The sequence below is a fragment of the Streptomyces sp. NPDC001443 genome (genome assembly GCF_053597355.1).
The window spans coordinates 38,220-56,984 of sequence record NZ_JBSFIA010000030.1 but is presented as its reverse complement, the minus strand read 5'-3'; the positions used below and the strand labels follow the sequence as shown (position 1 = coordinate 56,984).

At 69.8% G+C, this 18,765-nt stretch carries 19 protein-coding genes and 2 pseudogenes; 11 read left to right on the top strand and 10 right to left on the bottom strand.

Annotated features, from left to right (window positions below):
- Positions 1 to 70 precede the first annotated feature (70 nt).
- From ACWC24_RS27690 to ACWC24_RS27670, 5 genes are all read right to left on the bottom strand, one after another.
- Positions 71 to 1,330 (bottom strand): esterase/lipase family protein, encoded by a 1,260-nt coding sequence (locus ACWC24_RS27690; protein ID WP_450665593.1) that lies wholly within the window; start codon positions 1,328 to 1,330, stop codon positions 71 to 73.
- A gap of 203 nt (positions 1,331 to 1,533) precedes the next feature.
- The gene (locus ACWC24_RS27685; protein WP_450665592.1) at positions 1,534 to 1,860 is read right to left on the bottom strand and encodes a DUF1048 domain-containing protein; all 327 of its coding nucleotides are present in this window, start codon (positions 1,858 to 1,860) and stop codon (positions 1,534 to 1,536) included.
- Position 1,861: 1 nt separating this feature from the next.
- Entirely contained in the window at positions 1,862 to 2,218 is a 357-nt protein-coding gene (locus tag ACWC24_RS27680) for a DUF1048 domain-containing protein (RefSeq protein ID WP_450665591.1), read from the bottom strand.
- Positions 2,215 to 2,541: a PadR family transcriptional regulator gene (locus ACWC24_RS27675; RefSeq protein ID WP_450665590.1), complete on the bottom strand. Its 327-nt coding sequence runs from the start codon at positions 2,539 to 2,541 to the stop codon at positions 2,215 to 2,217. The genes ACWC24_RS27680 and ACWC24_RS27675 overlap by 4 nt, the downstream gene beginning before the upstream one ends.
- Before the next feature lie 295 nt (positions 2,542 to 2,836).
- Positions 2,837 to 3,841: a hypothetical protein gene (locus ACWC24_RS27670; protein WP_450665589.1), complete on the bottom strand. Its 1,005-nt coding sequence runs from the start codon at positions 3,839 to 3,841 to the stop codon at positions 2,837 to 2,839.
- Positions 3,842 to 3,872: 31 nt separating this feature from the next.
- Between ACWC24_RS27670 and ACWC24_RS27665 the strand changes: the two genes are divergently transcribed.
- A complete protein-coding gene (locus ACWC24_RS27665) occupies positions 3,873 to 4,007 on the top strand; it encodes a hypothetical protein (protein ID WP_450665588.1) in 135 nt (44 codons plus the stop codon).
- Between the two features lie 52 nt (positions 4,008 to 4,059).
- Here ACWC24_RS27665 and ACWC24_RS27660 read toward each other — a convergent pair whose 3' ends face one another.
- Positions 4,060 to 5,589: a methyltransferase domain-containing protein gene (locus ACWC24_RS27660; protein ID WP_450665587.1), complete on the bottom strand. Its 1,530-nt coding sequence runs from the start codon at positions 5,587 to 5,589 to the stop codon at positions 4,060 to 4,062.
- A gap of 162 nt (positions 5,590 to 5,751) precedes the next feature.
- Entirely contained in the window at positions 5,752 to 6,072 is a 321-nt protein-coding gene (locus tag ACWC24_RS27655) for a hypothetical protein (protein ID WP_450665586.1), read from the bottom strand.
- 498 nt (positions 6,073 to 6,570) lie between these two features.
- Between ACWC24_RS27655 and ACWC24_RS27650 the strand changes: the two genes are divergently transcribed.
- The 3 genes from ACWC24_RS27650 to ACWC24_RS27640 all read left to right on the top strand — a co-directional run bounded on the left by ACWC24_RS27650 (position 6,571) and on the right by ACWC24_RS27640 (position 9,882).
- Entirely contained in the window at positions 6,571 to 7,794 is a 1,224-nt protein-coding gene (locus ACWC24_RS27650) for an RNA-guided endonuclease InsQ/TnpB family protein (RefSeq protein ID WP_450665585.1), read from the top strand.
- Positions 7,795 to 7,933: 139 nt separating this feature from the next.
- The gene (locus ACWC24_RS27645; RefSeq protein WP_450665584.1) at positions 7,934 to 9,298 is read left to right on the top strand and encodes a tetratricopeptide repeat protein; all 1,365 of its coding nucleotides are present in this window, start codon (positions 7,934 to 7,936) and stop codon (positions 9,296 to 9,298) included.
- A gap of 41 nt (positions 9,299 to 9,339) precedes the next feature.
- On the top strand, positions 9,340 to 9,882 hold the full coding sequence (locus ACWC24_RS27640) for a hypothetical protein (RefSeq protein WP_450665583.1): 543 nt from the start codon (positions 9,340 to 9,342) through the stop codon (positions 9,880 to 9,882).
- Here the strand turns inward: ACWC24_RS27640 and ACWC24_RS27635 are convergent.
- Positions 9,879 to 11,477 carry a TROVE domain-containing protein gene (locus ACWC24_RS27635; protein WP_450665582.1) on the bottom strand — a complete coding sequence of 533 codons (1,599 nt, stop codon included), beginning with the start codon at positions 11,475 to 11,477 and terminating at the stop codon, positions 9,879 to 9,881. The two genes, ACWC24_RS27640 and ACWC24_RS27635, sit on opposite strands and share 4 nt — an antisense overlap.
- 367 nt (positions 11,478 to 11,844) lie before the next feature.
- Here ACWC24_RS27635 and ACWC24_RS27630 point away from each other — a divergent pair, with 367 nt between their 5' ends.
- Together ACWC24_RS27630 and ACWC24_RS27625 are read left to right on the top strand one after the other, a co-directional pair.
- Entirely contained in the window at positions 11,845 to 12,408 is a 564-nt protein-coding gene (locus ACWC24_RS27630; protein WP_450665581.1) for a dihydrofolate reductase family protein, read from the top strand.
- 224 nt (positions 12,409 to 12,632) lie between these two features.
- Positions 12,633 to 13,856 carry an oxygenase MpaB family protein gene (locus ACWC24_RS27625; RefSeq protein ID WP_450665580.1) on the top strand — a complete coding sequence of 408 codons (1,224 nt, stop codon included), beginning with the start codon at positions 12,633 to 12,635 and terminating at the stop codon, positions 13,854 to 13,856.
- Positions 13,857 to 13,973: 117 nt separating this feature from the next.
- On the opposite strand, the gene ACWC24_RS27620 is transcribed toward ACWC24_RS27625, so the two are convergent.
- Positions 13,974 to 14,186, bottom strand: coding sequence for a hypothetical protein (locus ACWC24_RS27620; protein ID WP_450665656.1), 213 nt, complete (start codon positions 14,184 to 14,186; stop codon positions 13,974 to 13,976).
- Between the two features lie 184 nt (positions 14,187 to 14,370).
- Between ACWC24_RS27620 and ACWC24_RS27615 the strand changes: the two are divergent.
- Both ACWC24_RS27615 and ACWC24_RS27610 read left to right on the top strand, forming a co-directional pair.
- Positions 14,371 to 14,481 (top strand): annotated as a pseudogene (locus tag ACWC24_RS27615) (histidine kinase); the annotation flags it as partial.
- Positions 14,482 to 14,537: 56 nt separating this feature from the next.
- A pseudogene (locus ACWC24_RS27610) lies at positions 14,538 to 14,627 on the top strand (DNA-binding response regulator); the annotation flags it as partial.
- 41 nt (positions 14,628 to 14,668) lie between these two features.
- On the opposite strand, the gene ACWC24_RS27605 reads toward ACWC24_RS27610, so the two are convergent.
- The gene (locus tag ACWC24_RS27605; protein ID WP_450665579.1) at positions 14,669 to 15,709 is read right to left on the bottom strand and encodes a porin PorA family protein; all 1,041 of its coding nucleotides are present in this window, start codon (positions 15,707 to 15,709) and stop codon (positions 14,669 to 14,671) included.
- A 336-nt stretch (positions 15,710 to 16,045) separates the two neighbouring features.
- Between ACWC24_RS27605 and ACWC24_RS27600 the strand changes: the two genes are divergently transcribed.
- From ACWC24_RS27600 to ACWC24_RS27590, 3 genes are all read left to right on the top strand, one after another.
- On the top strand, positions 16,046 to 16,393 hold the full coding sequence (locus ACWC24_RS27600; protein ID WP_450665578.1) for a DUF1330 domain-containing protein: 348 nt from the start codon (positions 16,046 to 16,048) through the stop codon (positions 16,391 to 16,393).
- A gap of 492 nt (positions 16,394 to 16,885) precedes the next feature.
- Positions 16,886 to 17,953, top strand: a complete 1,068-nt coding sequence (locus ACWC24_RS27595; RefSeq protein WP_450665577.1) for a DUF3500 domain-containing protein — start codon at positions 16,886 to 16,888, stop codon at positions 17,951 to 17,953.
- A gap of 192 nt (positions 17,954 to 18,145) precedes the next feature.
- Entirely contained in the window at positions 18,146 to 18,688 is a 543-nt protein-coding gene (locus ACWC24_RS27590; RefSeq protein ID WP_450665576.1) for an SMI1/KNR4 family protein, read from the top strand.
- Positions 18,689 to 18,765: the final 77 nt, after the last annotated feature.

The window sequence follows — 18,765 nt, the reverse complement described above, 5'->3', positions numbered from 1 at the left end:
GTCGGTGCGGCGGAGGGGTGGGCGGGCCTGTCGGCTGTGGAGCCCGCCCACCCCGGTGGTCACCCGGTGATCAGCCGCAGGCGGCGATCTCGTTCACGATCCATGCCCCGAGTTCCTCGGTCATGGAGGTGTGTCCTTCGTTGCGGCCGGCGCACAGCATGGCGTCGAGCGGGGTGTGTTCGGGTGTGATCGGGCGGTACAGCGCCTTCTGGTCGCCGATGTCACCGGCGTCGACGGCGCTGATGCTGGGGATGAAGCAGGACGTGCCGATGACGTCCGGGTCCAGGGAGTTGCCGAGCAGCGTCATGAGCGCCGCGGCCAGGCCGAAGCTGCCGGTGTCGCCCGCGGGGGACGGCACGGTGAACAGGCCGCCTGGAGCTCCGTCGATCTCGGGCAGCCCGCTGGTACGGACGGACGTCGTCGCGTCGTCCGTCATCTGCAGACGCGCGACGACCTGGTCACCCTGTGCCTGGGACTTGAGCCAGGTGTCGTGCAGCGTCTCACCGTCGCACCGCACCGCGGTCGCGGCGGGCTTGATGCCGTTGCCGGTACCGGTGTCCACGCCGTTGGCGACACCGATCTTGCGGACGCTGTGCGGCCATCCTCCGATCTCGTCGAGCTTCTTGAGGAACGCCGTGCGCTCCGGTGCCTGCGTCGGGGTGGCGCCGACCTTTTCGATGTGCCAGCGTGCCATCTGCCGTGCGGCCGGGCTGTTGAGCAGCCCGGAGAGCTGGCGCAGCAGGGGGCCCACGCCGGGGGAGTCGCCCCACTTGTCCGTCGCGTAGTGGGTGAAGGCCTGGAGGGCGACGGGGAACCAGGCGCCTTGGTGGGGTGTGTCGTACGAGAAGTACAGGGACGTCTCGTGGTCGGGCATGGAGGGGTCCTGCTCCATCTTGGCCAGCGCGTAGCGGGTGACCAGGCCGCCCATGCTGAAGCCGCCCACGGTCAGCTTCGCCCGGCCCACGCGCTCGGCGACGGCCCGGCGGATACATTCGATGGCGGTGTCGGCGTTGTGCAGGATCGACGCCGTGCGGTCGGTGTAGCCGAGGATGATCACGTCCCGGCCGGTCGCGTGGAGTTCGGAGATGAAGCGGTACCGGCCGTTCTCCTCAAGGCCGTGCCAGAGCTGGTCGAGGTCGCTCGACCCGCCGGAGAAGCCGTCGGAGAGGATGACGGGCCTGACGAGCTGCCTGCGGTTCAGTGGGCTGTAGTAGACCCAGGCGGTTCCGCCGGCGAGAGCCCACTCGTCGTGCGGCTCGGGTGCGGGGGGAAACGAGGAGCGGGCCATGGGGGAGACCTGGCCCCAGACGTCGACGACAGGGATCGACATGTTCGGTTGACTCCTTGCGTCTGTGGCGGACCGACCGGAATGCCCGGTCCCGTCCGCGTGGCGCCGCGAGATCGGCGCCACGCGCAGCATAGTCACGATGGGTATGCCAGTGACCACTCAAGGTAGCCGTACGGGTCGGTCGCGATCCCGGTGGCGACCGTCCCGCCGCGCACGGCCTCGAGCGATGCGCCTGCCGGTCCGCCTCACTTCCCGGCCGTGCCGGGCTTCCTGCCGAGGGACTCCTGGTAGATGTCCGCGTAGGTGCGCGAGTCCTTGATCAGGTCGTCGCAGAAGGCGGCGACGTCGCTCCCGATGAGTTCCAGCACTCCCTTGCCGTCCGCGACGCCCTCCTCGAAGAAATCGAGTGTCCCCGAGAGCAGGGTCCCGTCGGACAGCTCGACCGGCCCGACCTTGAAGAAATACTTCTGCATTTCGTTGTAGACGATGCGATAGTCCGGCGGGAGCGCTTTGATCCGCGCCATGTGCGCTCGCCAGTACTTCTTGCCTTCGATGATGTCCTGGATCCCCACGTCAGCCTCCCAGCCGGCCCAATTTCCTTGCGACGTTCCGGTTCAACTGCTCGCGCCATCGGTCGCGATAGGTCCGGGCCCCTTCGCCACCGGCCAGTGCCGCACAGAAGCCCCCGATGTCGTCGCCCAGTACCTCTTGGACGCGCTGCCCGTCCGCCGCCGCTTCTTCGAGCAGTCCCAGGGCGCCGTCGAGGATCGGCATCAGGTTGCGCCCCGTGAAGCTCCCGTAGGGGGAGAGGTGAACCTTGATCTGTTCCCATGCCGCCCGGTGGTCGGCCGGCAGTGCCTCGCTCCGGGCTTCGAGCGCCTTCCATCCCCTGGTGAGGTCGCTGCCGGTCACGGTCTCCCAGAAACTCATCTCCCGCCCTCCTTGAGCTTGTCGATTCGTGAGGAGAGGTACTCCCATTTCGCCCAGAACTTCCGGAGTTCGTCGCGGCCCGCGTCGTTGAGTGCGTAGAACTTGCGCGGCGGTCCCACCCCGGACGGGCGTTTTGTCGCCTGGACGAGTCCGTTCTTCTCCAGACGCACCAAGATCGTGTAGACGGTCCCCTCGACGATGTCGGTGAAGCCGAGCTCGTTCAGTCGGCGCGTGATGGCGTACCCGTACGTCTCCTCGCTGTCGATGATTTCGAGCACACAGCCCTCGAGTGTCCCCTTCAGCATCTCCGTCAGGTCGTCCACCGCCGGCCTCCTCTTCGACCCGGTCAGTACTTCGTAGTACCGAGTACTGCTACACGGTATCACGGAGTAGCTCGACCGGTGGCTCGACCGCCACCTCCCCCTCCGTGACCTCGGTGGTCGCCGGAACCGGGTCGGATCCCCGGTTGAGGCCGTCGGCGATCGGTTGGACAGTGAGATTCATGAATCGGCACCGGCGCCCGGCGCGAAAGGCCCCATGGATCGCGGGCGGCGCGACGCTGCTCGTCGTGGGCGGCTACGGGATCTGGGCACTGGTGTCGTCCGGCGGCGGAACCCCTCACCCGACGCCGTCGCGCTCCGGCATCCTGTCCCTGCCGTCGATGAGCCCCATACCCTCCCGGAAGCCCGAGCAGAAGCCCTCCAGCTCACCGGCACGTACGCCGACAGGCGCGACAACGCCCCGGTCGACGCCGACGCCGACGCCGACGCCGACGCCGACGCCGACGCCGACGCCGACGCCGACGCCGACGCACCGGCAACCGGTCCCGCCAGGCTTTCCTCCGGCACCGAGCACGACCGGACCTGTCCCGTTGGTCGTTCCATCGGCACCGACCGGGACCCCGACCAGGCCGGTCCCGTTGGTCGTTCCGCCGGCACCGACCGGGACCAGGCCGGTCCCGGTCCCGGTCTCGTCGGTTGTGTCACCGGTCGTGCCGTCGGCAGCGACCACCACCGGGGCCGTCCCGTTGGTCGTTCCACCGGCACCGACCGGGACCCCGACCAGGCCGGTCCCGTTGCTCGTTCCGCCGGCACCGACCGGGACCAGGCCGGTCCCGGTCCCGGTCCCGGTCCCGGTTCCGTCGGTTGTGTCACCGGTCGTGCCGTCGGCAGCGACCACCACCGGGGCCGTCCCGTTGGTCGTTCCACCGGCACCGACCGGGACCCCGACCAGGCCGGTCCCGTTGCTCGTTCCGCCGGCACCGACCACGACCGGACCCGTCCCCCTGGTCGTTCCACCGACACCGACCGTTGTCCGGCCGACTCCGCCGCGGATCCCCACCGCCCCGGCTGCCGGGCACACGCCGAGTGCGACGCCGTACCGGAGCGCGGCGCCCACCCCCGCCCCCACCACGGTGTCGGTGTCACCCAGGCCTTCGTCGACGACGCGACCCAGCCCGTTCACAGCCGTGCCGACTCCTTCCCGGACGCCCGCGCCCACCCCCACCCGAACGGTCGAACCAGCCCCCACCGCCACCCTCACCCGAACGGCCGCGCCGACGGCATCGGCAACACCGAAGCCGTCGGCCACGGCCGGAGTGACGGCGACGACGATTTGGGTCACGTCCCCGGCGGCGATGGCCGCCGCTCGACGGATGGCCGCTGCCGGAGCCGTCGGCGACCCGGTGTGCTCGCTGGCGGCCGTCGGACGGCCCAACCCGTGGCTGGTGCCGCACGGCGGTCGGATCGAGATCGGCCACTACGGCCGTTACTGGTGCCTGATCTGGTAGGCGCGGCTGTCAGCCGGTCGCGGTGTCTCCTTCGTGGGTGGTGCGATCCGGTTCAGGTGTGGATGACGAGGTAGGCAGGGCCTTCGCCGAGCCGGGCGCGTTCGACGGCGTCGAGGCGGGTGAACGCACTGGGCGCCATCAACTGCCGCCATGCCTCGAGTCCGTGGACGGCCCACATGTCGTGCTCCGCGGGATCGAGACGGATCCGGCGGAGCTGGTCGACGGTGAGGCGCCCTCCGTCGAAGATGAAGCCGACCTTGTTCAGGGGCAGCCGGGGCCCGGCGTGCAGGAAGTGCGTCAGGAGCAACTTCGGCGTCTCCAGCGCCAGTTCGAGCCCGGTCTCCTCGACGGTCTCACGCCGGGCGGTCTGGAACGGGTCCTCCGACCGGGCGTCGAGATTGCCGCCCGGGAACTGCCAGTGCCGGGATCCGTACACCGAGCGCAGCTGTACGGGCCGGTCCTGCTCGTCTCGTACGTACAGGCAGCCGTACACCGTGTGGTGGGGCACGGTCTGCACGTACTGCGCCGGTGACATCGGCATGGAGTGCCCGGGCCGCGCGGGCCGGTGGTCGAACTCGAAGGCCAGCGGGCCCAGCGCTTCCCGGTCCGGCGGGTAGATGCCGCGGAGGGTGACGAGCAGTTCCTCGCGCGGAGCGTCGGGATCGACGCGTGTCGGATCCTCCGTGCCGAGGAGAGCCTCGAACGAGTCGTACCGGGTGACCCGCCGCACGACGACATCGAGTTCCCGGTCGCTGTCCCGGTCGTGGAAGACGATCGTGTCCCCGGCTTCGACGGCGGCCTTCTCCGGTGTGGCGACGCGCACCTCGACGGTCTTTCGCCCCGACTCCACCTGCCGGTAGTAGCGCCCCAGCAGATGGAAGTGGTGCTGGCGCGGGGTGGGGGCCCCGGCGGCCCCGGTGGTCTCGACGCCCGGGGCGCCGGATGGCCCGCCCGGTAGTGCGAAGGACGGCCCGCCCGGTACCGCGACGGCCGGGGGGCCGTCCTGCGTGGGCGCGTTCTGGAGCGGGCCACGCAGGACCATGAAGACCAGCCCCTCGGTGTCGTGGCGCTCGGCGGTGGACCACCGATCACGCAGTGCCGCGAGTTCGTCCTCGCCGAGCGCGATGTCGTGCCGGCGGCCCGGGGCGACGGCGGCGAGCGGTGTGACGACCACGAGGCTGCCCCCGGGGCGCAGGTGACGGCCCAGCGCGTGCAGGGTGCGATCGCGGGAGTTGAGGAACGGAGCCACGAATCGCAGGGTGATCAGGTCGTAGCCGTCGGCGTGCAGGGGGCCCCGGTCGTCGTCGCCTTCGATGTCGAGGCGAAGCCAGCGAATTGCCTCTCCGTAGCGTGCGCCGGCTTCGGTGAGAGCGGTCGCGGACCAGTCGACGGCGTCCACGGAGTAGCCGAGGTCGGCCAGATGGGCCGCGAGCTCACCGACCCCGCAGCCGACGTCGAGGGCCCGTCCCTCGGCCGGGGGCGGTGCGTGAGCGGCCAGCAGTAGGCGCTCGTTGTCGCCGAGTCGGCGAAAGCGGAGACCGTCGGCGTAGCCGCGGTCCCATTCCTCCTGTGTGGTGAACATGTAGGGGCATGTCCCTTCCCGGTGGCGGCGGTCTGCGGACATGTCTTTCCCCGGGGGCGGCGGTCTCAAGAACGGGCCGTCGGCCCCACCACGCGCTCCGAGGGGGCCGGCGAGGTCGTGCAAGGCTTCGCCGTGCTCCGGATCCGACGGGTCGAGAACCGGTCAGTGGCCGCCGCTCGGGGGCTCGCAGTCGCTGCCGTCGGGGTAGCCGCCGAAGGCGTCCGCGTCGGTGGAGTCCCTGGCCATCGTGCCCTCCACACACCAGGGAGAGACGCCGATGTCGATGAGGAAGGCGACCCCGGTGGCCGACCCGCCCTGGTACACCTGCATCTTCTCGGCGGAGTAGCCGAGGCTGGTGAGTGCCTCGCGGACGCTGTCCGGGGCGAAGTCGCCACGCTCGCGCAGCGGTTCGAGCACATCCTTGACGCGTGCGACGGCGGCGAGCCCGTTGCAGCGGTTCTGGCCGTGGAGCGGGATGGGCACCCTGAAGCCGTGGTTCTCGGCGTAGTGGTCGACCGGCAGGTCGGTCGAGGGGGGAGTGGCGGCGAGCGTGGGCTCTGTCGGCCTGGGGCTGGGGCTCTCACCGGGACAGGTGAAGTCGACCGGTGTGCTGGGGGTGGTTCTGACGGTCGGAGTTCGGTGCGAACTCGGATACGCGTCGGCGCTATCCCCTGCCCGCTCGGTTCCACACCCTGTCGCCGACAGGACCATCACCGCTAACGGCAGCATCCCGAGCCGGGCTCTCGTCTTCCCTCGCGTCGTCATCCCCCGATCCTTTCCTGCGTGTCGCCGGGCGTCATGAGTATTGCTACCAGGATTCATTCGCAGTGCTCCGGCCTTCAGGCCGGGGGTGAAGCGAATCCTGTGGTGGCGACGCGGAGCGTCGCGGTGGCGTTCCGGCGGAGCCGGACTCTGCCCGGTGACGGATCGCTTGTGTGTTCCCGGTGACGTCGCGGGTTCGATATGCCTAGGGTGATCGCCATGCAGCTTCGGTACAGCTTTCGTCTGTACCCGGACACCGGTCAGCAGGCCGCGCTGGCCAGGGCGTTCGGGTGCGCGCGTGTCGTGTTCAACGACGCGGTCCGCGCCCGCGAGGATGCCCGTAGGGCCGGGCTGGCGTTCCCGACGGCCGGACAGCTGTCCCGGAAGCTGATCACCGAGGCGAAGCGGACGAAGGAACGGTGCTGGCTGGGCGAGGTCTCCTCCGTGGTGCTCCAGCAGTCCCTGCGCGACGCCGAGACCGCCTACCGCAACTTCTTCGCCTCCCTCAAAGGCACCCGCAAGGGCCCTCGAACCGGTGCGCCCCGGTTCAAGTCCCGCAAGGACACCCGGCAGTCGATCCGGTTCACCGCCAACGCCCGCTGGAACATCACCGGCAGCGGGCGGCTGAACCTGCCGAAGATCGGCGCGGTGAAGGTGAAGTGGTCCCGCACCCTGCCCGCCACCCCCACCTCCGTCACTGTCGTCAAGGACGCGGCGGGCAGATTCTTCGCCTCCTTCGTCATCGACACCGACCCCGCCGCAGACGCGGCACGGATGCCCGACACCGACCGCACCATCGGCATCGATCTCGGCCTCACGCACTTCGTGGTCCTGTCCGACGGCACGAAGATCGACTCCCCACGCTTCCTGCGGCGCGCGGAGAAAAAGCTGAAGAAGACGCAGAAGAAACTGTCCCGCAAACAGAAGGGATCCAGGAACCGGGAGAAAGCCCGCCTCAAGGTCGCCCGCGCCCATGCCAAGGTCGCTGATGCCCGCCGCGAGTTCCACCACCAGCTCTCCACGAAGCTGATCTCCGAGAACCAAGGAATCGCCGTGGAAGACCTGTCGGTGGCGGGACTGGCCCGCACCAGGCTGGCCAAGAGCGTGCACGACGCGGGCTGGGCATCCTTCATCAGCATGCTGGAATACAAGGCAGCACGGTACGGGCGGACCCTGGTCAGGATCGGCCGGTTCGAGCCGACCTCCCAGACCTGCTCCACCTGCGGCGCGGTCGACGGGCCCAAACCCCTGTCCGTGCGGGAATGGACCTGCACCGCCTGCGGCACCCTCCACGACCGCGACCACAACGCCGCACTCAACATCAAAACGGCCGCCGGACTGGCGGCAACAGCCTGCCGAGCGCCGGTAAGACCAGGAGCAATCCCGGCACAGCGCGAAGAAACAGGAAGCCACGGAATCTCCGCTGGTAGCTGCGCCGCGTAGCGGCACGGCAACCAGTCAGGGAAGGCCAGAATCCTCGCCCTTCAGGGCGAGGAGCATGTCAATCATGATCGCGTCGTGGTCGTCGGCACTGGACCGGGCATCGGCACGGTGTCGGACACAGGCACTACGGTACGTCGCTGTGGACGCTGCTGATCTTGACCACCGGACCCGCATGCAGACGGGCTGCATACCGTCGCATCTGGTCTCCCGCCTTCTCGAACTCGGCCATGCCGCGGCGGTGGGGTACTGGGCCGGCCGGGGGGAGTGGTTCTGCGCTTCGGAGTGGGCGCGGCTGCTCGGTGAACAGGGCTCGCAGGACGAGGCGTTGGAGATGCTCGCACCGTATCTCGCCACGGACCGGTGGACGGCCACCACGACCACGGCGGAACTGCTGGAGAGCTGGGGGCGGACCGACGAGGCGATCGCGCTGACCCGGTCCCGTGTGGAGCTCGGGCATCCGCAAGCCCTGGAGTTCTACACGGGACTGCTCGCCCGGCACGGCCGGAGCGACGAGGCGTTCACGCTGCTGCGGCCACACATCGATGACAGCTCCTTGGCCTCGGCCCTGGTCGACGTGGCTGCGGGCGCCCGCCGCGACGAGGAGGCCGCGGCCCTGCTCGCCGCCCGGATCCCTGACGAGCACCGCTGTGACACGCCGTGGTGCTGCCGCGGCCTCGATCCCGACACGGCGATCCGTCTGCTCGCCGTGATCCGCGAACGCCAGGGCCGTGTCGACGAAGCCATCGCCCTGCTCCGGACCCGGAGGGCCACCTCGGTCAGCGGCCGCGACCAACTGGCCGACCTGCTGGCCCGGCACGACCGGACCGCGGAACTGCGCGCCTACGCGGCGACCGACGCGCTGGGGTGCGCCACGCGGCGTCTGTCGGAGCTGCTGGAGGAACGCGGGGACGTGGAGGGCGCGATCGCCGTGTACCGGCAGTTCGCCGACTCGTCCGCGTATCGGGGCAGCGTGACGGTAGATCTCGCGCAGTTGCTGGCACGGCACGGTCGTGGGGGCGAGGCGATCGAGGTGATGCGGGCCTTGGCCGGTCGAGCGGGCCAGGGCGTCGACTGGATCCTCCACGTGCTCTGCACCCTCTGTACCGAAGAAGGTCGCCCCGAGGAAGGCCTGGCCCACCTCGACGCTCTCCTGGAACGCCCTGGCGAGGAGGAGTGGGACCTGTTCTGGATCAGGCTTCCGCTGCTGACCGCCTGCGGCCGCGTCGACGAAGCGGTCGAACGGGCTCGGGCTCACCCCGAGGGTGGCACGTGGTACGCGGCGCCGCACATTGCCGAACTGCTGGCCGGCGCCGGACGCACCGAGGAGGCCATAGCGGCGCTACGACCGCACACCCCCGCGAACAGTCACGAGCCGGCCGGATACCTCATCGACCTCGGCCGCGTCGAAGAGGCCGTGGAGGTCCTTCATCAGGTCAAGCCCTCGCCACCGCAGTCCTCGACCGTCGCCTGGAGCGAGGAGCCGCCGTTCCGAAGTAGTTGGTAACTTTGGTTGTCGTACCGTCATGCGGCAACTAAAGTTGTCGCATGACGGTCTTTGAGATCACCCCGGAAGAGCAGGCAGAACTCGACAAGGCCCTGTATGACGCCTTGAATCCACTGGCCTCGGCCATTCGCTCCCGGGAGACCGGACTGCCCGTGGACCGCATGTGGGAAGCGGATCCCGTCGAAGTGGCACTGTCCGTCATGGCTGCCTGGAAGGTGATGGATGTCGAGGTCAGGCGTCTGACGGCGCGGGCGGCGGCAACCGCGGGCTCCTACGGCGCGAGTTACGAGCGATTGGGGGCCGTCTGGGGCATCACCCGGCAGGGTGCCCGCAAGAAATGGCCCGACGCCGTCAGCCGCCCGGCGCCCGCGACAGCGGGCAGGGGCACGCTTGCCCTCTTCGGGGGAACTGCTGAGCTGATGCAGGCGACTGCCGGTGTCTGGAGTTGGACCGGCAGAGGTGCTGACGGCGCATCAGGCCCGATCGCCGACGGCACGCGCTACGCGACCGCGGAAGAAGCGGCAGCCCACGCAGGGGTGTTCCTCAAAGAACACGCCCTCGACGCCGGTGTCCGGAGTTCTTAGAGCTCCTCGGCGGTCCACGGCCAGGTGGCCTCGCGGCCGGCCTCGATCAGGCCGACCATCCGGAACGCGGCGTCCGTGAGGCCGCCGAAGGTGTGCCGGTGCGGGCCCGTCGGGCCGTGGGCGGGCCGGTATCCCGCGAGGTTCCAGGTGTAGACCGGGATGTCGGACGGGACCGATCCGGCCGGTCCGTCGTGGCAGCAGAAGGCGGCCTGCTCGTCGGTGACGATCAGGACCCGGTCGTGCCCCCGGTAATGGGCCCGCACCGCCTCCGTGGTGTTGGTGCCGCCCAGATCGTGGAACCGTTCCAGGACCCCGAGCACCGGCTCGCCCGCCTCGAACGGCACCCGCGCGCTGTTCGAGCCGAATTCCACCAGATCCGCGTGCTCGGCACGCATGGCCAGCGCGGTGCCGAACACGGCCGCCGCGTCCGCCCGGGTCAGCTTGGACCGCTCGGAGACCGTGTCCCAGAACATGGAGCCGGACCGGTCCACCAGGATCAGCGTCCGGCCGGGCAGGGGCGGTACGTTGGCCAGGGAGTGGCCCAGCGCCTGCTCCAGCGCGGCCGCCCAGCGCCGCGACGGCGCGTGTTGATGGGCGGCCAGGTAGCGGAAGGGGAACTGCCGGGACCGGGCCACCTCGGCGGCGTCCGAGAGCCGGGCGGCGACCCGGGCCGCGACATCGTCCGAGACCCCCGCCTCGTCGAAGTTCCGCAGGTTCCGCAGGAGCGCCATCGGCCCCATCGCCGGGATCACGGCCTCCCAGACCGCGGCGTCCAGGGGTCCCTGGAGCCAGCCCGCCAAGGCCTCCCACGTCATGCCCGCCGCGGTCAGCCGTTCGGAGCCGCCCGGCCCCGTCACCAGGGCGCGCCGCTCGTCCGCAGCCGCTTCCATCAGTGCCCGATGGGTGGTCAGCAGACGGTCGGAGGGAGGCGGAGCGGCCTGTTCCGGGTGATGGCGGCGGTCCAGGGCGTATCGGAAGAGCGCCCCCTGCCAGGGCTTGTCCGGGTCGGGGGAGGCGTGCACCAGGTTGAGCACGTCGCCGAAGCGCAGGCCCTTGGACGCGGTGTCGTATTTGAGCAGGGACCGCGACGTGTACAGACGACGTACGCCGTCGGCGATGCCCCGCTTCACCGGCTGCGGCACGCTACGCCCGTACGCCGTGATCCAGTGGGCCAGCAGTTCGCCGGGCTCGTCGGCGCGCTGGAGCACCGAGTCGATCACGGACCGGTTGGATGGGCCCCCGGACTCCCCGGCCTTGAGCCGCGCGTGCACGTACGCGGCGGCGCCCACCAGGGAGGCCGTACGCATGTTGCCCTCGCCGCGCAGCCAGCGCAGCAGGCCGGCCGTCCACTCGGGGTCCTGGAGAGCGAGTTCACCGACGAGACGGACGTACCGGTCGTCCCGCTCCGCACCGCTCTCGTAGAAGGTCCGCTGGGAGACGAAGTTGCCGACCGCGAGGAGGAAGAGCTCCTCGCGGGGCTCCCGGACGAAGGCCCGGCCGCCTTCGTAGGTGCAGACGGGCGGCCAGGACGCGTGACCGAGGCTTGGTGGACGCAAGGAGACGGCGGCCGCCGAGACGTGCGGGGCCACGAGCATCTCGGACCAGATCTTGGAGACACGTGGGGCGTAACGAGGCAGCGAATCCCCCCGGATTCAAAGGAATGGACGGCCCCGGCCGCAAGGTCCGACGGGGCGAAGGCGCCCGCGCCTGCCGAGATCAGAGGTGGCGGCGGCGTCACTTGGTTTTCGGAGAGAAGTAGCCGCAGCCGAGCGCATCGGAGGCGCGGTCGCGATGACAACGTACAAGCGCCATCGGATCGCGCACCAGCGATTTATGCGGCCGTGATCCTGTCCGGCGCTCGGACGTCAGGCGGGTAGTCGTTTCGGGTGTACCGCGAGCCGCGATGAGTCCCGCGGCTTCCGGCGGTCCTACTGTCGAATCCACGACCGAGGAGGACTTCCGATGCGCAGCGTGACCTATTCGATGAGCGTCTCACTCGACGGCTACATCGTCGGGCCGGACGGTGGCTTCAACTGGTCGGAGCCCGACGACGAGGTCTTCCGCTTCTGGATCGACGACATTCGTGACGTCGGCGTGCACCTGATGGGACGACGGCTGTACGAGACGATGCTGTACTGGGAGACCGCCGAGCAGGATCAGTCGCTGGACGAGGCCCAGCTCGAGTGGACCGCGCTCTGGAACCCGCTCCCGAAGGTGGTGTTCTCCACCACGCTGTCGGAGGTGCGGGGCACTGCCCGTCTGGCCTCCGGCAGCGTGGCGGAGGAGATCGAGCGGTTGCGGGCCGAGCCGGGGGAGGGTGAGATCGCGATCGGCGGCGCGACTCTCGCCGCCGAGGCGGCCGCGTCGGGTCTGATCGACGAGTACCGGACCGTGGTGTACCCGGTGCTGGTCGGCGGCGGCATTCCGTTCTTTCCCCGGAACGAGCGCCGGGTGGACCTCGACCTCGTCGAGACCCGCACCTTCGGTTCGAAGTTCGTCTACGTACGGTATCGCGTGGCGCGCTGAAGGCCCCGTCCCGTGACTGCCGGGACGGCCGAGTCCACAAGTGCCTCCCTGATTCGGTGAAGACTCTGGCGCTCCAGCGCGACCTGTGCTCCCCTGATGATACGAGGATCCTCAATCTGTTTCATCGTATCAAGTCGACCGTGGGGCCCAAGGGTTGCACGGCGCGCTCAGATCGGCGGAGCCCGGGGGCTCAAGCCACCGCACTCGAGGAGGAGTTCGGCGCAATGGACGCGATCAGCAGGCGCAAGATGTTGACGACAGGAGGGGCCCTGGGGGCCCTCGGGGCGCTGGGTCTGGCCACGCCCGCCAACGCCCGGTCCCTGTGGACCTGGGCGCCGGACACGTCGGTGGCCGGCGCCGGATCGGGGCTCGACCCGCAGTGGGTGTGGGACGAGGAGGCCGACCCGGTGCTCGCGGCCGTACTCGACCGCGGCAACGTGGCGGCGATCAACGAGCAGTTGGCCACCTGGACCCGCAACGACCAGGCGCCGCCCGCCGGACTCCCGTCGGACTTACGCGAGTTCATGGATTACGCCCGTCAACTGCCTTCTTGGGCGGACCCGGTCAAACTCGACCGCGCCTCCCGGATCAACTCGAAGAAGGGGATCTACATCGGCGCGCTCTACGGTCTCGGCAGCGGCCTGATGAGCACCGCCATTCCCCGGGAGGCGCGCGCCGTCTACTACTCCAAGGGCGGCGCCGACATGAAGGACCGCATCGCCAAGACGGCGAAACTCGGCTACGACATCGGGGCCACGGACGCCTATCTGCCGCAGGGCTCGATGATCGTGACCGCGGTGAAGACGCGGATGGTGCACGCGGCGGTACGGCACCTGCTGCCGCAGTCCCCGGCCTGGACCCAGACCAGCGGCGGCCAGACGATACCGATCAGCCAGGCCGACATCCTGGTCACCTGGCACAGTCTCGCCACGTTCGTCATGCGCAAGATGAAGGAGTGGGGTGTCCGGGTCAGTACCGACGACGCGGACGCGTATCTGCACGTGTGGCAGGTCAGCGCCCACATGCTCGGAGTGCGCGACGAGTACATCCCGGCCTCCTGGGACGCGGCCAACGCCCAGTCCAAGCAGATCCTCGACCCGGTGCTGGCCGCCAGCCCCGAGGGCAAGGCGCTGACCGAGGTCCTCCTGGGCATCGTGGCGCAACTCGACCTCGGTCTGACCCGTCCCCTGATCAGCGCGTTCTCCAGGTACACGCTCGGCGACCGGATCGGCAACATGATCGGTCTCTCCCAGGAACCCATCCTGGAACCCCTGATCGCGACCGCCTGGCCGCTCCTGGTGGCCTTCCGGGAGGGACTGATCCCCCTTCCCGCGATCCCGGCGATCGCATGGACCCTGGAGGAGGCGCTGCGCCAGTTCGTGCTGCTCTTCCTCAACGAGGCGCAGCCGATCGCCATCACGATCCCGGACATGAACCGTCCCTCCTGAACGACCCCGCGACAACTGCTCCTCTGCCTGCGCGCGTTGCGCTCCGTGGTCCTGTTCCAGGGAAGGCGCACCGCCGATGACGAGAACCATGGCCATGGCCTGGGCGGGGGGTGCTTCCTACCTCCTGGTGGTGGGCCTGCCGGTGGGGGCCGTGCCGCGGGCGTCGGGCACGGTCCACGGGGTCGGGGCGCTGCTTGCCCTGGCCCTGGCTCTCCTCGGTTCCACTGCCGTGGTGGTGGGCCCGCCGAACTCCGGCCGGGAGAGGCTGGCGACGTCGTACCAGGGCCAGTTCCTGTCGTATCTGGCGGTGGACCTCGTGCTGGGTCTCATCGTCGCCACCTGCCTACGACGCGCTTCGATCGCGGCCGTGTCCGTGGTGTTCGCCGTGCAACTCCTGGTGATCGGAGCCTTTTCGCACGGGGACGCTCTGGCCGTCAACGAGGTGATCCCCCTCCTGGCGCTCGCCGCGTCCTGCCTGGCCGGCCTGCTGAGTCGCGAGCGCCGCGAACACGCGATGGCGCTGCGGGCACAGGAGGTGGCTGAGGCGGTGATCGCCGAACGGTTGCGAATCGCAAGGGAGTTGCACGACATGGTTGCGCACAGCATTGGCATCGTCGCCATCCAGGCCGGAGTGGGCAGCCGGGTCATCCAGACCCAGCCAGCACAGGCGCGCGAGGCCCTTCCCGCCTGCTCACCAAACTGGGCGCCCGGGACCGGGTCCAACTCGTCATCACCGCCTATGAGACGGGGCTCGTCACCCTGCCTCGCTGATGCCGTCCCGTACGGTGCGCAGGAGGCTGCCGACGGTGGGGTCAGACGGTCGGCACCGGGGCACCCCCGGGCTCGTCCTCGGCCGGACTGCGGCCGGCGACCCGGCGGCGGGCGAACCGGATCGCGAGGGCCGTCAGCAGGGCGGCGACGGCGAGCAGACCCAGCGGGACACCGGTGCTCAGCCACCACCACACACGCTGCGCGGTCGCGGCGTCGTCAGCCTGCCTGTGCACCGAGGCGTCGCTGCCCTTGACGGCGACGTCGGTCACGGGGAACAGCATGACCGGGCCGCCCGCGCCCTCCGTCCGGGCGAGCACCGTCTGGTGGAGGGCGCCGTTCAGGGCCAGACCGGTGCTCGCGTCGACCCAGCCGGTGCGCACGGTGGTGGAGGTGTAGGTGAGGGGGACGGTCTCGGGCAGGGTGGCGAGCACCGCTTTGTCGGGCCGTTGGGCCGCGGGCAGCGCGGCGGAGAGGGACGTCACCGCGCTGCGGGGGAGGGCCTTGGGCAGAGCGTTGACGGTGGCGGGGTCGGCGAGGGGGCCCGTGGCCTTGACGTCGTACCGGTAGGCGTCGCGGCCGTTCACCGACTCCTGTCCCGTGTACCGGGCGGGCACCGTCCTTCGGATGCCGGTGTCCCAGAAGCGGTAGTCGCGCTTCTGGGGGTCCAGCGGCCAGGAGAACACCAACCCCGTGTGCTTCTCGGCGCCGGAGCCGGCGGGAGCCGGGCGATCCGCGAGAGTGCGCCGGTCCACCGCCCAGACGTGCTTGGCGGAGTTCAACGGCTTGCCGTCCGGACCCCGCAGCACCGCGTCGTCGAGGACCACGGCGGTGCTGCCGTCGGTGTCCTTGACGGCGATGCGCCAGTCCAGGGTCACCGGCAGGTCCGTGAGGAACGCATGGGTCTGATCACCGGCCGCCAGGGCGGGGGCGTCGAGCAGGGAGGCGGTGCCCTCGTAGCGGAACGTGGTGTCGGCGTCGGACGGTATCTGGTGCAGGTCGGGATAGACCCCGAACCGGGTGAGTGCCGACGCGGCCACCAGGACCGCGGCCGACCCGGTCAGAATCCAGCTGCTCTTGCGCATGGCGCTCTCCTCGGGACGGGATGCCGATGGGCTGCCACTCGACGTGCTTTGCTTTCATCTGTACTTAGCGAGCGCTAGGTAAATTATGAGCAACGCGGCGACGGGTCAACACCTTGCACGCACTCCAATGACCCTTATTCGAAGCGCTGCTTGGCGATTCATTCCGATCAAGTGCCGCCCTCTGAAGGGATCAACCATAGCGATCGATAGCTAAAATCAGTCGCACACCGGCGGTCACCACGAGGGTGGGACCCCTGCCCGACGGGCTGTCCACTCCAGGCGCTCGCGCATGCCATGATCGGTGACGTACGGAGCCCGACCGAAGGGAAGGACATCATGCCCGCCTATGCGATAGCGCACCTGCAAGAGGCCACCCCGGTCCCGGAGATCGCCGAGTACATCGAGCGCATCACCGCCACCCTCGCACCGCACGGCGGCCGATTCCTGGTGCACGCCACACAGCACGAAGTGAAGGAGGGCAGCTGGCCCGGGCATGTCGTGGTGATCGGTTTCCCCGGGATCGCCGAGGCGCGGGCCTGGTGGGACTCGCCTGCGTATCGGGAGATCGCGCCATTGCGCTCACGACACATCGAGGGCGACGTCATCCTGGTCGAGGGCGTCCCCGAGAACTACGACCCGGCGACGACCGCCAAGGCGATGCGGGAGAGCCTGCCGGCCGACTAGGGCGTGTTTCGAAAGGCCCGTCTGCCCGGCGACGCCTGGCACGCGCTCTCCCGGAGGGGCACCCCCAGCCGCGTTGTCGGGATCGCCCCGATACAGCCAGTATCGGGGTGACCCTCCGCCTTGCGATCGCACGCACCGGACGCCGCCGGGCCCGCCCTTCGGGCGGACGACGCTACTTTCGAAACACGCCCTAGCCACGGGTCCGGACCCGGACCCGGCGCCATGGCGTCGGGCCCGGGTCTCGGGATGCGGAACTGACGGAATCCGGACAGAGTTCTCCACTGCAAACAGCTGACAGGTGACTCCCAGCATCCGGCGACGTAATCCACAGGCTCGGCTGGTCGACTGCACCCCGCTCCGTCATTGTCTGGTGCATGACAATCGCGTCCAGGGGTGGCGGAGGAGGAAGTCCCCCACAATCCTACTTCCGAAGGGACTGGCACGGTGTCAGAAGACATCACCCAGCGCGGGTCATCAGGCAGGTGGAAGCGGATGAGCGTGGCCTGCGCCGCAGGAACCGCCCTCGCCCTCGGCGGGGTCTACGCGCATGCCTACGCCGAGAGCGCCCCGACGCGGTCCGTGTCCAGCGCGTCGGCCGCCGCGGCCGCCCCGACCGCAGCCGTCTCCGACGTGGTCACCGCGGCGAACACGTTCCTGGCCACGCTGAGCACGACCCAGAAGAGCAAGGTGCTCCTCGGATTCACGGAGGCCAACGCCACGGCCTGGTCGAACCTGCCCTGCGGTTCGTCCTGTCGGGTCGGCATCCAGTTCAGCACGCTCAGCACCACACAGTTGGCCGCCGCCAAGGCGGTCGTCCAGGCGGCCACCGGCACGGGCAGCGGCACCGGCTACGGCCAGGTCTCACAGATCCTCGCGGCCGACGACGTCCTCGGCAAGAGCGCGAGCGGCTACGGCAGCGGCAACTACTACCTGGCCTTCCTGGGCACGCCCAGCACCACCGGCACCTGGCAGCTGCACTTCGGCGGCCACCACCTCGCCGTCAACCTCACCTATGCCGACGGCCAAGTAGAAGGCACCACCCCGTACTTCGTCGGCGTGGAGCCGTCCAGCTGGACCGGGAGCGACGGCACCACGTATGCGCCGCTGAAGGGCATGCGCGACGGGATGCTCGCCATGCTGAGTAGCCTGAGCACCACCCAGCTGGCGCAGGCCAAGCTGTCCCAGTCGTTCGGCGACGTGCTGCTCGGCCCGGCGAAGGACGGCACCTTCCCGGCGACCAAGCAGGGCCTCCTGGTCAGCCAACTGTCCGACGCCCAGAAGCAATTGGTGCTCGCGGCGCTGACGCCGTGGGTGAAGGTGGCGGACGACACGACCGCAGCCTCACTGCTGGCGACGTACCAGTCGGAACTCGACGCGACCTACATCTCGTACTCCGGCAGCTCCGCCCTGAGTAGCCAGGGTGACTACGTACGCATCGACGGGCCCGGGGTCTGGGTCGAGTTCGTCTGCCAGAACGGCGTGATCTACCGCAACCAGGTCCACTACCACACCGTGTACCGCGACCACACCCGCGACTACGGCGGAGAGTTCTCGTTCTGATGGTCCGCCCGCGGCTCCGGCTGTCATCGGCACCGCGCATGACGGTCGGGGTCGCGGTGGCGGTCCGGGCGGCGCTGCTCCCGGCGGCGCCGCCGGCCGCCGCGCATCCCATGCCGTACTCGGTGCTCCTGCTCGACGCTGCCGATCAGGACGGAGACCGGACGCCGGCGGCCCGCTCGTATCATGCCGGGCATGGCGCGCTTCGAGGATCTCTGCCGCTCCCTGTGGGACATCGACGGCGAGGCCGTCGTCCAGCCACCGTTGACGGACGAGGCGATCGCGGAGGCCGAGCGGCTGCTGCGGGTCACGCTCCCCGCTTCCCTGCTCGACCTGCTGCGCCATCGCAACGGAGGCGTGGTCGCGGAGAGCCGGGACGCCTTCCCGACGAGCGAACCGACCTCGTGGAGCACCGACCACGTTCCGGTCGACTTCGTGATGGGCATCGGCGGCCGTGAGGGCACGCTCTCTCTGCTCGACAGCCCCTACCTGGTCGGGGAATGGGGTCTTCCGGCCGCGGTGGTCCTGGTGTCCGCTGCCGGCGCGGCATGCTTCATCGGACTCGACTACCGGGCCTGCGGCCGGCACGGCGAACCCTCGGTCGTCTGGTTCGACGCGGACCGCGACACAGAACTGACCCTCGCCCCGGACTTCCGCTCCTTCGTCGAAAGGCTCGTCCCGGTGGGCGACTTCGAGAACGAGGACGGGGACGGGGACGGGGAAGAGGTCCCCGGCTGAGCCCCGCAGGTGCCGGGGTCCGGGAAACCCCGCGTGAGGTCCGACCGTCCAGTGACCCGTGAGTCGAGCGGCGCGAC

What these genes read in the sequence shown, in the direction of transcription:
- ACWC24_RS27650 (WP_450665585.1), top strand. Translation starts at nt 6,571, where the DNA reads ATGCAGCTTCGGTACAGCTTTCGTCTGTACCCGGACACCGGTCAGCAG.
- ACWC24_RS27680 (WP_450665591.1), bottom strand. Translation starts at nt 2,218, where the DNA reads ATGAGTTTCTGGGAGACCGTGACCGGCAGCGACCTCACCAGGGGATGG.
- ACWC24_RS27625 (WP_450665580.1), top strand. Translation starts at nt 12,633, where the DNA reads ATGGACGCGATCAGCAGGCGCAAGATGTTGACGACAGGAGGGGCCCTG.
- ACWC24_RS27620 (WP_450665656.1), bottom strand. Translation starts at nt 14,186, where the DNA reads ATGAGACCCAGCACGAGGTCCACCGCCAGATACGACAGGAACTGGCCC.
- ACWC24_RS27590 (WP_450665576.1), top strand. Translation starts at nt 18,146, where the DNA reads ATGGCGCGCTTCGAGGATCTCTGCCGCTCCCTGTGGGACATCGACGGC.
- ACWC24_RS27665 (WP_450665588.1), top strand. Translation starts at nt 3,873, where the DNA reads ATGGCCGCTGCCGGAGCCGTCGGCGACCCGGTGTGCTCGCTGGCGGCC.
- ACWC24_RS27630 (WP_450665581.1), top strand. Translation starts at nt 11,845, where the DNA reads ATGCGCAGCGTGACCTATTCGATGAGCGTCTCACTCGACGGCTACATC.
- ACWC24_RS27640 (WP_450665583.1), top strand. Translation starts at nt 9,340, where the DNA reads ATGACGGTCTTTGAGATCACCCCGGAAGAGCAGGCAGAACTCGACAAG.
- ACWC24_RS27690 (WP_450665593.1), bottom strand. Translation starts at nt 1,330, where the DNA reads ATGTCGATCCCTGTCGTCGACGTCTGGGGCCAGGTCTCCCCCATGGCC.
- ACWC24_RS27600 (WP_450665578.1), top strand. Translation starts at nt 16,046, where the DNA reads ATGCCCGCCTATGCGATAGCGCACCTGCAAGAGGCCACCCCGGTCCCG.
- ACWC24_RS27595 (WP_450665577.1), top strand. Translation starts at nt 16,886, where the DNA reads ATGAGCGTGGCCTGCGCCGCAGGAACCGCCCTCGCCCTCGGCGGGGTC.
- ACWC24_RS27605 (WP_450665579.1), bottom strand. Translation starts at nt 15,709, where the DNA reads ATGCGCAAGAGCAGCTGGATTCTGACCGGGTCGGCCGCGGTCCTGGTG.
- ACWC24_RS27660 (WP_450665587.1), bottom strand. Translation starts at nt 5,589, where the DNA reads ATGTTCACCACACAGGAGGAATGGGACCGCGGCTACGCCGACGGTCTC.
- ACWC24_RS27635 (WP_450665582.1), bottom strand. Translation starts at nt 11,477, where the DNA reads ATGCTCGTGGCCCCGCACGTCTCGGCGGCCGCCGTCTCCTTGCGTCCA.